Annotated in this window: 12 protein-coding genes and 1 pseudogene; 3 read left to right on the top strand and 10 right to left on the bottom strand. The window is 39.8% G+C overall.

Annotated elements, in window-relative coordinates; genetic code table 11:
* Positions 1-57 precede the first annotated feature (57 nt).
* From lexA to recQ, 3 genes are all read left to right on the top strand, one after another.
* Entirely contained in the window at positions 58-699 is a 642-nt protein-coding gene (gene lexA / locus EV693_RS06540) for a transcriptional repressor LexA (protein WP_132501567.1), read from the top strand.
* A gap of 123 nt (positions 700-822) precedes the next feature.
* The gene (gene cyaY / locus EV693_RS06535) at positions 823-1,134 is read left to right on the top strand and encodes an iron donor protein CyaY (protein WP_132501566.1); all 312 of its coding nucleotides are present in this window, start codon (positions 823-825) and stop codon (positions 1,132-1,134) included.
* A complete protein-coding gene (gene recQ, locus EV693_RS06530) occupies positions 1,131-2,939 on the top strand; it encodes an ATP-dependent DNA helicase RecQ (RefSeq protein ID WP_132501565.1) in 1,809 nt (602 codons plus the stop codon). The genes cyaY and recQ overlap by 4 nt, the downstream gene beginning before the upstream one ends.
* 85 nt (positions 2,940-3,024) lie before the next feature.
* Here the strand turns inward: recQ and pfkA are convergent, their stop codons facing one another.
* The 10 genes and pseudogenes from pfkA to priB all read right to left on the bottom strand — a co-directional run bounded on the left by pfkA (position 3,025) and on the right by priB (position 11,973).
* Positions 3,025-3,990 (bottom strand): 6-phosphofructokinase, encoded by a 966-nt coding sequence (gene pfkA, locus EV693_RS06525; protein ID WP_132501564.1) that lies wholly within the window; start codon positions 3,988-3,990, stop codon positions 3,025-3,027.
* Between the two features lie 150 nt (positions 3,991-4,140).
* Complete coding sequence (locus EV693_RS06520; RefSeq protein ID WP_132501563.1) at positions 4,141-5,334, bottom strand: aminotransferase class V-fold PLP-dependent enzyme; 1,194 nt, start codon at positions 5,332-5,334, stop codon at positions 4,141-4,143.
* Complete coding sequence (locus tag EV693_RS06515) at positions 5,327-5,953, bottom strand: thermonuclease family protein (RefSeq protein ID WP_243694587.1); 627 nt, start codon at positions 5,951-5,953, stop codon at positions 5,327-5,329. The genes EV693_RS06520 and EV693_RS06515 overlap by 8 nt, the downstream gene beginning before the upstream one ends.
* A 128-nt stretch (positions 5,954-6,081) precedes the next feature.
* Positions 6,082-7,071 carry a dipeptide ABC transporter ATP-binding protein gene (gene dppD, locus EV693_RS06510; protein WP_132501561.1) on the bottom strand — a complete coding sequence of 330 codons (990 nt, stop codon included), beginning with the start codon at positions 7,069-7,071 and terminating at the stop codon, positions 6,082-6,084.
* A gap of 12 nt (positions 7,072-7,083) precedes the next feature.
* Entirely contained in the window at positions 7,084-7,968 is an 885-nt protein-coding gene (locus EV693_RS06505) for an ABC transporter permease subunit (protein WP_132501560.1), read from the bottom strand.
* Positions 7,969-7,986: 18 nt separating this feature from the next.
* Positions 7,987-8,991 carry an ABC transporter permease subunit gene (locus tag EV693_RS06500; RefSeq protein WP_132501559.1) on the bottom strand — a complete coding sequence of 335 codons (1,005 nt, stop codon included), beginning with the start codon at positions 8,989-8,991 and terminating at the stop codon, positions 7,987-7,989.
* A gap of 128 nt (positions 8,992-9,119) precedes the next feature.
* Positions 9,120-10,718: an ABC transporter substrate-binding protein gene (locus EV693_RS06495; protein WP_132501558.1), complete on the bottom strand. Its 1,599-nt coding sequence runs from the start codon at positions 10,716-10,718 to the stop codon at positions 9,120-9,122.
* Between the two features lie 261 nt (positions 10,719-10,979).
* On the bottom strand, positions 10,980-11,429 hold the full coding sequence (rplI, locus tag EV693_RS06490; RefSeq protein ID WP_132501557.1) for a 50S ribosomal protein L9: 450 nt from the start codon (positions 11,427-11,429) through the stop codon (positions 10,980-10,982).
* Between the two features lie 14 nt (positions 11,430-11,443).
* A complete protein-coding gene (gene rpsR, locus EV693_RS06485; RefSeq protein WP_005598105.1) occupies positions 11,444-11,671 on the bottom strand; it encodes a 30S ribosomal protein S18 in 228 nt (75 codons plus the stop codon).
* Positions 11,646-11,973 (bottom strand): annotated as a pseudogene (gene priB, locus EV693_RS06480) (primosomal replication protein N). Before priB ends, rpsR begins: the two are co-directional and overlap by 26 nt.
* Positions 11,974-11,982: the final 9 nt, after the last annotated feature.

The raw sequence follows: 11,982 nt of genomic DNA, 5'->3' as shown, positions 1-11,982 counted from the left end.
CCATTTTTGCTGTATATAATAACACTATTTTCTGTATATAAAGACAGTGAGAAAAGTATGAATCTTCCACATTTAACGGCTCGTCAGCAAGAAATCCTTGATTTTGTTCGCCAGCATATCGAAGAAACAGGTATGCCGCCAACACGGGTAGAAATTGCTCGAAAAATAGGCTTTAAATCCCCCAATGCTGCAGAGGAACATCTGAAAGCCTTGGCTCGCAAGGGGTATATTGAAATGCTCTCTGGCACTTCACGAGGTATTCGTATCTTAGTTGAGAATGCTGAGTCTGAGAATGATGAAAATATTGATGAAGGTCTGCCTTTGGTCGGCAAAGTTGCCGCAGGCTCACCAATTACCGCTGTTGAACATATAGAAAATCATTATCCTGTGAATGGGGCAATGTTCTCCCCCAATGCCGATTATTTATTACGAGTAAATGGAAACTCAATGGAAAAAATAGGCATTTTAGATGGCGATTTATTGGCTGTACATCGCACAAATTCAGCTCGTAATGGGCAAGTTGTCGTAGCAAGAGTGAATGATGAAGTTACTGTAAAACGATTAGAAAAAAAAGGTAATATCATCTATTTACACCCAGAAAATGATGAGTTAGAGGCTATTGTCATTGACTCTAAAAATACTTTTATTGAAATTGAAGGCATTGCAGTTGGCGTAATTCGCAATAATGCTTGGATGTAACCCACATAATAATTTAATTAATATCAAATCAACTGGCGTAATTTTTGATTGAAAATCTAAATAGAACAATTGACAATAGCGATCTAATTTTTTTAAATTTTTGCAAATTATTGAGACAAATTTATGAATATTGCTGAATATCATCAGAAAATTGAACAAGTATGGCAACACATCGAAGAGCAACTGGATAAGCAAGGCAGTGGTGTAGATTGTGAAATTCAAGGTGCGGTAATGACCTTAACGTTTGATGACGACTCACAAATTATCATCAATAAACAAGAAGCAATGTTAGAGCTTTGGTTGGCAAGTAAACTAGGCGGCTTTCACTTCGCCTACCGTGAAGATACTTGGCTAAGTTCAGAAGGTCGATCCTTTTGGCTTCATTTAGAAGAAGCCTTTATTCGCCACGGAGAGACGGTTTCATTTAGCGAATGACCGCTTATAATCTTACTAAAGCGACAGAAGTTTTACATCAGGTTTTTGGCTATCAATCCTTTCGCCATGGTCAAGCAGAAATTATTGAGGCAATTCTTACTGGCAAAGATTGCTTGGTTGTTATGACGACAGGGGGAGGGAAATCACTCTGTTATCAAGTACCTGCCCTATGCCTAGAGGGGATTACGCTAGTTATTTCTCCGCTTATTTCTTTGATGAAAGATCAGGTTGATCAACTGCTGACTAATGGCGTTGAGGCTGCATTTCTCAATTCAACCCAAACTTTAAAAGAACAGAAGCAGGTTGAAGCAAAAGCGTTATCAGGGAAATTAAAATTACTCTATTTATCCCCTGAAAAGGTGATGACTGATCATTTCTTCCATTTTATCCATCACTGTAAAGTCAATATGATTGCCGTTGATGAAGTGCATTGTGTTTCACAGTGGGGACACGATTTCCGTCCTGAATACACTTTATTGGGAGGATTACGCAAAACATTCACAAATGTCCCTATTATAGGACTAACTGCCACTGCTGATCCTACAACTCGTGCAGATATTATTCATCATCTTCAACTTGAAAATCCACATACTTATTTGGGAAGTTTCGATCGCCCAAATATTCGCTACACGGTACAAGAAAAATTTAAGCCCATAGATCAATTAATTAAATTTATTAATAGTCAAAAGGGGAAAAGTGGCATTGTTTATTGTAATAGTCGTAAAAAAGTAGAAGAGCTATGTGATAAATTAACATCTCGGCAATTTACCGTGATGGGTTATCACGCAGGAATGACAATACAGCAGAGAGAAACTGTGCAAAATGCTTTTCAACGAGACAATATCCAAGTGGTTGTAGCAACGGTTGCTTTTGGTATGGGGATCAATAAATCTAACGTCAGATTTGTCGTACATTTTGACCTGCCTCGTAGTATTGAATCTTACTATCAGGAAACAGGACGTGCAGGACGTGATGACCTCCCAGCTGAAGCGGTATTATTTTACGATCCAGCAGATTATGCTTGGTTAAATAAAGTATTACTTGAGAAACCAGAGAGTGAACAGAGACAAATAGAGCAACATAAATTACAAGCCATCGGTGCATTTGCAGAGTCGCAAACTTGCCGCCGTTTAGTCTTACTTAATTATTTTGGTGAATCTCGACAACAGCCTTGTAATAATTGTGATATTTGCCTTGATCCTCCCAAAAAATATGATGCCCTTATTGATGTACAGAAAGTGATGTCCACTATTTATAGAACAGGACAGCGATTTGGATTACATCATATTGTTGCTGTTCTGCGTGGGCTAAATCATCAAAAAGTCCGTGAGTTAGAACACGATAAATTATCCGTATATGGATTAGGCAAGGAAAAATCTCAAGAATATTGGATCAGCGTCATTCGCCAATTAATTCATCTCGGTCTAATACGTCAAAATATTGCTAATTATTCAGCTTTACAGCTCACAGAAGAATCACGCCCTATCTTGCGTGCAGAAGTACCCATCGAACTGGCTTTACCTCGATTGAATTTAACAGCAAGTACTTATATTCAGAAATCTGTCAGTCAGCGTTACGACAAAGATCTATTTGCTCGCCTGCGTTTTTTGCGTAAACAAATCGCTGACAAAGAAAATATTCCGCCTTATGTGGTATTTAATGATGCGACTTTGCAGGAAATGGCTGAATTTTTGCCAATAAACGCCCAAGAAATGCTTGAAATTAACGGCGTAGGAGAGAGAAAACTCGAACGTTTTGGACCTGCATTTATTCAATTAATCCTCTCGCACAAGGCTAATCGCTGACAAAGTAAATACTCGCAAAGATAGATACAAAAAGTAAACGCAGACAAGTGTCTGCGTTTACTTTTTGTATCTATCTTTTTACTGATTAGAACAGCTTTTTCGAGGTATTAAATAACTCTTCTTTAAATGGACGACGCATTGTGTTAATTGCTTCAATAATATCGTGGTGAACTAATTTTTCATTTTGAATCCCAACACAGCGACCTGCTTCCCCTTGTAGTAATAGCTCAACGGCATAAACCCCCATACGAGAGGCAAGAATACGATCAAATGCACAAGGACTGCCGCCACGCTGTATGTGCCCCAGTACTGTTGCACGAGTTTCATGCCCAAAACGAGATTCTATCTCCTTTGCTAATTCGTGTACATTAGTCATCAACTCTGTAATCGCAATAATAGAGTGGCATTTCCCTTTTTGGAAACCACTTTCAATATTACGAATCAGGCATTCCTTATCTAATCCTTTTTCAGGCACAATAATATATTCACACCCACCCGCTAGAGCAGCGTTGATCGTCAAATCACCACAATGTCTTCCCATAATTTCAACGATAGAAATACGTTTATGAGAGGTTGATGTATCTCGTAAACGGTCAATTGCTTCGACTGCGGTTTCAAGTGCAGTTTGGAAACCAATGGTATAATCTGTACCAACAATATCATTATCAATTGTCCCTGGTAACCCAATACAAGCAATGCCGTGTTCCTCGGTCAGTAATTTTGCCCCCATATAGGAGCCATCACCCCCAATCACAACTAATGCATCAATACCGTATTGCTTAAGATTTTCGACGCATTTTTTACGAATTTCAGGATCTCTAAATTGGGGGAAACGAGCCGATCCTAAAAATGTACCTCCTCGATTAATCACATCAGACACAGATCGGCGATCAAGCGGAATTATCCTATTATTAAACAGACCACAATAGCCATCTTGTATACCGTAAACTTCCAAGCCTTCGCAAAGTGCAGAACGCACAACGCCACGAATTGCGGCATTCATTCCTGGTGCATCGCCTCCACTTGTAAGAACTGCAATTTTTTTAATCATAAAAACACCTATAAAGTAATAATAAAATCGGTAATAGCAGAGCATTTATTGCCTGCAACATTATACTATCTAGAGTAGATCGTAACAGTAGAGTATCGCATTCTGTTGTTAGGTTCTAGCGGAAATTATATCACTGACTGACTTTTTAATCTAATCACCTAAAATTGCCAACGCATTATCTAATCCAGCAAAAAATCTGTCTAGATCTTCAGGCAAATTATAATGACTCAACGACATTCGGATTGTGCCTGTTCGCTGGAGGTAATGTAGATAAGGCTTAGCACAGTGTTCCCCCACTCGCACAGCAATATGCTGCTCAGCAAGAATACTGGCTACGTCAGCGTGATGTTGATCGATAAAAGCAAAGCTAATAGTCGAAGAATGTAAATTGCCTAAAATATGAACATTTGGATAAGCTGTCAAGCGTAAACGTGCCTGTTTTGCAAGCTGAATAAGGTTTTGATTAAGCTGTGATAAATCCCATTGCAAAAACCACTCCAATACCTTTCCAAAACCGATAATTCCAGCGATATTTGGCGTACCCGCTTCAAGGCGATAAGGCAATTCAGTCATAACAAGCTGCTCTGCGGAAATCTCTTTAACCATTTTCCCACCAAAGACTAGCGGTCGCAATTGACTTAAACTTTGCAAATTCCCAATTAATACCCCAACCCCAGTTGGACCGTACATTTTATGTGCAGAAAATGCATAAAAATCCGCATCAAGCTGCTGTACATCAATCTGCTCATAACAAACCGCTTGAGCAATATCCAACATAATTTTTGCACCACTATGTTGCCGAATTAAAGGAATCAGTTTTTCCACAGGCTGGCGAGTGCCTGTAATATTTGAAACTAAATTAAATGCCACTATTTTCGTGCGAGTATTAAGATGTTTTAGCAGCACAGCAGGATCGATCTGGTAATTTTCATTCACAGGTAATACAATCAATCTCGCCTTGGTGTGCTGTGCCAACTGCTGCCAAGGAATAAAATTAGCGTGATGTTCAGCAACAGAAATAATAATCTCATCACCCTCTGTTACCTGATGTGCCAGCCCGTGTGCCACAAGATTAATCGAATACGTTGTACCACTTGTCCAAATGACCGCATCACGAGAGACTGCGTTAAAGCGTTGAGCGACTAAGTCTCGTGCTGCCTCATAAGCCTGCGTCTGAACCAGATCATACTGACTGCGATGTACAGAACCCGCCGAACAATAAAAATCGCTCGTTGCTTTTAACAACACGGCTGGTTTAAGGGTTGTTGCAGCTGAATCAAGGTACGTCCAACGCTGATCTGAACTAAAAAAAGGAAACTCTTCACGGAATCGCTGGTTAATCATAACGTGAACCTTTTAAGCGATTTGCTTGGCGATAAAGTGTATTACAAGGTATCCCATCGCCATTACGATCAAGTTCTTTCCAGCCACATTGCTGAAAATAAGCCAACGCATTTTCGTAGGTTTTCAACTGTCTACAGCTTCGTTTTTTTCGACAATCTAGCAAAGGAACAGACTGTGAACTCACAAGCGGTGAGTATTCACTTTTTCTTTGCACATTTGATTTTTTTACATTCTTATTTTGCAAATTTTTTGGCAAATCTGACCGCTTATTCTCACGCCACTGCTTAGGATTAATCGGGTTCTTATCCTGCCACAAGCCAAGGTGATTACGCTTTGCTCGCTGCTCTGCTTGCGAATAAATCGGCTTCGTATAGCTATATACCCAAACCAGACCCATTTCAACCATTTTTAGGTTAATATTTCCTCTTCTTTTATCATATACCTCTGCCAATAACCGATTATATCGATCACGACCACTTACTAGCAGCTTCACCTGCTTATTAAGAACCAGCTCTGCAAGCCCACGTTTTGAAGACTCACCATAGGGCTGATCTAATTCAGGTGCATCAATATACTGCAAACGCACTTTAGTCGGACTATTGTTTATCAAACAAGTCAAACTGTCCCCATCACTGATATGAATAACTTTACAGTAAAATACATCAAGATGAGGCTTAGAATATACAAAGCCCACGAAAAAAAGAGAGAAAAAACCAACAAAAAATTTATGAATAGACTTATACATAGTTAGACAAATAGAGCTGTAGGCTTACCACTACCATCTAACGGAGTATGGCATTTTACTTTACGTCCGTTGATAGTGTGTAATTCAGGTTCAATGATGCGGCATTTATCTGTCGCATAAGGACAGCGAGGATTGAGCAAGCAGCCTTGAGGGCGATCATATTTTCCTGGTACCACACCAGAGAGGGATTGCAAACGTGATTTTCCTTCTGCAAATTCAGGTAATGCCTTAAGTAATGCCTGTGTGTAGGGGTGAAGAGGCGATTTAAAAATTTCAGTCGCCCCACCTTCCTCCACTACTTGACCAGCATACATCACGATAATTCTGTTCGCTGACTCTGCAACGAGTGCAAGATCGTGGGTAATCAGAATTAATGCCATATTTTCTTTACGCTGCAATTCAAGCAATAGATCAATAATCTGTGCTTGAATAGTTACATCAAGTGCAGTGGTCGGCTCGTCTGCGATCAGTAACTTAGGATTGCAGGCGATTGCCATTGCAATCATCACACGCTGGCTCATACCGCCTGAAAGTTGGTGAGGATAAACCTCTAACCGTGAAACTGGATCGGGAATACCCACCATAGTGAGTAGTTCAATTGCTCGTTCACGGCGAGAGGCTTTGGTTCCGCCTTGATGCACTTTCAGTGCTTCCATAATCTGAAAGCCGACTGTGTAACTAGGATTTAAGCTCGTCATTGCATCTTGGAAAATCATCGAAACATCTGCTCCAACAATTGATTGCTTCTCTTTAGGCTTTAAGGCAAGTAAGTCCTGATTGTTAAAATTCAATGCCTTTGCCATTACTCGCCCTGGGTAATCAATTAATCCCATTACAGCAAGGGAGCTGACTGATTTTCCTGAACCAGACTCTCCGACAATGCCTAATATCTCTCCTTCATTAACAGTGTAACTAATTCTATCTACCGCTTTAAAGGGAGCTTTCTCATCGCCAAAATGCACGGAAAGCTCATTTACTTCTAATAATGCCATTTGACTTTCCTCTTATTGTTTCAATTTTGGATCAAGTGCATCACGCAAACCATCACCCATTAAGTTAAACGCAAGGACAAGCGACAAAATTGCCAACCCTGGAACAGTAACTAGCCAGTTCGCTGATTGCATAAAGCTGCGAGACTCTGCTAACATTGTGCCTAACTCTGGCGTGGGCGGCTGTGCACCAATACCCAAAAAGCCTAAAGCCGCCAATTCCAAAATGGCATTTGAAATCCCCATCGTCATTTGAACAATCAGTGGGGCAAGGCAGTTAGGTAAAATCACAATAAACATCAACCGCCCTATCCCTGCACCAGCGACCCGTGAGGCGGTAACATAATCTCGATTTTTTTCACTTAAGACCGAGGCCCGAGTTAAACGGACATAGCTTGGAATTGACACGACTGCAATTGCAATGGCAGCATTAATTAACGAAGGACCTAAGATAGTTACGACCCCAATAGTGAGTAGCAGACTTGGAATCGCTAGCATAATATCCACAAAACGCATAATAACGATGTCCGTTGTACCACCATAGAAGCCTGCTAAAAGCCCCAATACCACACCCAATACACAAGACATAACAACAATCAGTAAACCAATAAAAATAGACAATCTCGCACCGTAAACAATACGTGAAAGAATATCTCGCCCAATATCATCTGTGCCCAAAATATGTGCCTCTTGCCCCCCTTCAAACCACATTGGAGGCAAAAGTAATGCACTACGATTTTGTGCAATCGGATCAAAAGGCATAATAAATTCAGCAAACATACACACAAAAGCGACTATCGTAATAAAAGTAAGCCCGATCACTGCCCCTTTATTTTGGCGAAAGTAATACCAAAACTCTTGTAAAGGGGTTAGCGGTACAGGCGAAGTTACGTCTGACATTCATCACTCCAAATCAAATTAAGTATGGCGAATACGAGGATTGATGACGCCATAAATCAAATCAACCGTTAAATTAACTAAAATAATAATTGTCGCAATAATCAGTACAGAGCCTTGCAAGACAGGGTAATCCCGTGCATTAATTGCATCAATGATCCATTTTCCAATACCTGGCCAAGAAAAAATATTCTCGGTTAATACCGCACCAGAAAGTAGTTGCCCCACAATCAAGCCCACAACAGTTACGACAGGAATCAATGCATTGCGTAAGGCGTGGACAATCACTATTCGTGTGGTATTTAACCCTTTTGCTTTAGCAGTACGGATATAGTCCTCACCTAGCACCTCAAGCATTGACGAACGAGTCATACGAGTAATAATCGCCAGTGGAATGGTACCAAGCACAACAGACGGTAAAATCAGGGATTTAATCGCCGCTAAAAATGCACCTTCTTCATCAGAATTCCAAGTATCAATTAACATAAAGCCAGTTTCTGCTTCAATCCAATATTCAGCAGGTAAACGCCCAGACGCAGGTAGACCGAGAGGTGTTGAAACGTAAAGAATTAAAATCAATCCCCACCAAAAAATGGGCATAGAATAACCTGCTAAAGAAAGGGAAGTTACCGTATGTGAAACCCAAGACTCTTTTTTAACCGCTGCTACAACGCCAAGTATCACGCCTAAAAGCAACGACCACAGCAACGCAAAAAAAGCCAGCTCCACAGTCGCAGGGAAAAGGGTAAAAAATTCTTTCAATACAGGCTCATTATTGCGAAATGAATTGCCTAAATCGCCCTGAAATATACCTTTAATATAACTAAAATATTGCTCGTGCAGAGGCAAATCTAGCCCTAATTTTTGCATCATCATCGCGTGAACTTCAGGCGTCAGCCCACGTTCGCCCATTCGAATTTCAATTGGATCGCCAGGGATCAAATGCACAAGAGCAAAAGTAATTAAGGTTATCGCCAAAAAAGTGGGGATAACCATTAAGATCCGTTTAAGAATAAATTGCAACATTGATTATCTCAACTTCTATCAGCAAGCGGTTCAATAATGATAAAATTTTGCAAATTATTCTCAAGATTTAAACGCTTGCAAAGTAAGCTAACAGTATGGTTAGCATCTAATATATCGCGTCTAATACACTACTTTACTTCTAAATCCACTTTAGAAAAATCGTGTAATGACAATGGACTCACCACATAGCCTTTGACTTCTTTACGAACTGGGAAATAAGTAGTTGAATGTGCGAGTGTAACCCAAGGGGCTTGTTCCTTAAAGATAACTTGTGCTTGCTTATACAATTCTGCACGTTTTGCCTGATCCACTTCTTGAGATGCTTTTACCACTAAATCATTGAACGGTTGATGACAAAATTTAGCATAATTAGAACCTTGTTCTACTGCCGCACAACTCAATAACGTATTTAAGAAATTATCAGGATCGCCATTATCCCCATTCCAGCCCATCATACCTGTTTGATGATCACCTGAACGCATACGCTTGAGATATTCTCCCCATTCATAGCTCACTATCTTGGCATTAACGCCCACTTTTTTCCAATCTTCTTGAATGAGTTCTGCCATACGGCGAGCATTAGGGTTGTAAGGTCGGGAAACTGGCATCGCCCAAATATCCGTTTCAAATCCTTGCTCAAAGCCCGCCTCTTTCAATAACGCTTTTGCTTTCTCTGGATTATAATCATAATCTTGCACACCATCATTGTAACCCCATATTGTCGATGGAATTGGATTTTTAGCAATTTGTCCAGAACCCTGATATACCGCATCTAAAATCGCTTGTTTATTGATTGCATAACTTAATGCTTGACGAACTTTCACATTATTTAACGGTACTTTTTGGGTATTAAAACTCAAATAACCAATATTCAATCCAGCTTGGCTCATTAAGTTGATATTGGGATCTGCTTTCAATTTTTCTATATCAGCAGGATTTGGATACGGTGCTGCGTGGCACTCACCTTTTTGTAATTTCGCATAGCGAACAGAAGCATCAGAAGTAATTGAAAACACCAAACGATCAATCTTAGGGCGACCGTCCCAATAATCATCAAATGCTTTATAACGCACTTGAGAGTCTTTTTGGTAATCAACAAATTGGAATGGTCCTGTCCCAATAGGATTACTATCTACTTTTTCTGGTGTGCCTGCTTTTAGCATTTTTTCGGCATATTCTGCGGATAAAATCGAAGCAAAATCCATCGCTAGATTAGCAAGAAAAGGGGCATTTGGCACCTTAAGATTAATTTTAACTGTATAGTCATCAACCTTTTCAACACTATCAATGATATTTGGCATATCCATACCAATAAAGTATTCATAGTTGCCACCTGAAACTTTATGATAAGGGTGATTCGGATCAAGCTGGCGATTAAAAGAGAACAAAACATCATCAGCATTAAAATCACGACTTGGCTTAAAATCTTTTGTCGTATGGAATTTCACGCCCCTACGCAGATGGAAAGTATAGCTCTTACCATCATCTGAAACACTCCATTTTTCCGCTAATGCAGGAACAACTTGAGTAGAACCTTGTTCAAAGTTAGTCAAGCGACTAAAAATCGTCTGACTTGAAGCATCAAGGGTTGCACCATCTGTACCAAATTGTGGATTAAAAAAAGATGGAGATGCCTCCATACAATAAACAAAGGTTTTCGGGGGGGCAGCAATCGCAGTACTCGAAACCGCTAAAGCTAGTAACGAAAGTGGTGTTAGTTTCTTCATTTATTCACTCCGAATCATTATTGTTATAGAAATGTTAATTTTTGCATAAAAAATATAACGTGCTGAATATACAAGTTTTTCGGTGAACTTCAATCGTTTTTTGTAGATTAAATGGAATTTTTGGATTTTTATTAGGAATTGCAATCATCAAAAGGACATTCTTTAGACAATAACAAAAGGGTTCTGAAAGCCTATGATACTATGATAAAAAAGCTAGACTTGTAATTTACAAATCTAGCTTAATATTCAATCGTTGTAGAATTATTCTGATACTACGTTCACGGTAACCGTTGCATTCACTTCAGCGTGTAAGTGTAACTTCACTTCATATTCGCCTGTTGCACGCAATGCACCTTCAGATAAGCGTACTTCAGATTTAGTTACTTGAACTCCTGCCGCAGAAATTGCATCAGCAATATCACGCGCCCCAATAGAACCAAATAAACGACCATCATCGCCTGCTTTTGAAGCGATGGTAATCGCAGGTAAGTTCGCAAGTGCTGCTGCACGATCTTGTGCTGTACTAAAGACTTGAGCCGCTTTCGCTTCTAATTCTGCACGGCGAGCTTCGAAATGAGCAATATTAGCAGACGTTGCCATCACTGCTTTACCTTGTGGGATTAAGTAGTTACGAGCAAAACCTGATTTAACCGTGACTTGATCGCCCACTGAACCCAGTTGAGCAACTTTATCTAATAAAATAACTTGCATTGTACTCTCTCCTATTACTGATGATTGTCAGTGTATGGAAGTAACGCAAGGTAGCGAGCACGTTTAATCGCACGAGCTAATTGACGTTGATACTTCGCACGAGTACCAGTGATACGGCTTGGAACAATTTTGCCGCTCTCAGAAATGTAGTTCTTTAATGTAGCGATATCTTTGTAATCGATTTCAACAACATTTTCCGCTGTAAAACGGCAGAACTTACGACGACGGAAATAACGTGCCATTTTGGCTTCTCCTAATCTATAAATTCAATTTGCTCGGTGTGTAAAACTAATTGATTTAAACCATTATAGTCTTTGTGAGAATGAAGAAATCCTCTCACCCTCACCTTTACACCGATCGTTATTTGTTGGGTTATTAAACTAAATTGACTGCCATTTAGCACCACTTGGATTTTACACCACGCTTGACGCAGCAACCCTACTTCCTGCTGATTGGAACGATGCTCCAACCAAAAACGATAATTAGGAATACCAAGAGGACTTTGGCTCTGTTTAACGCTACTGACAACATTGCCTGTAATCATTAAACAATT

The sequence above is a fragment of the Nicoletella semolina genome (assembly GCF_004345745.1).
In the GTDB taxonomy this organism is placed as follows: Bacteria; Pseudomonadota; Gammaproteobacteria; order Enterobacterales; family Pasteurellaceae; genus Nicoletella; species Nicoletella semolina.
This window is presented reverse-complemented; position numbering and strand designations above follow the sequence as displayed.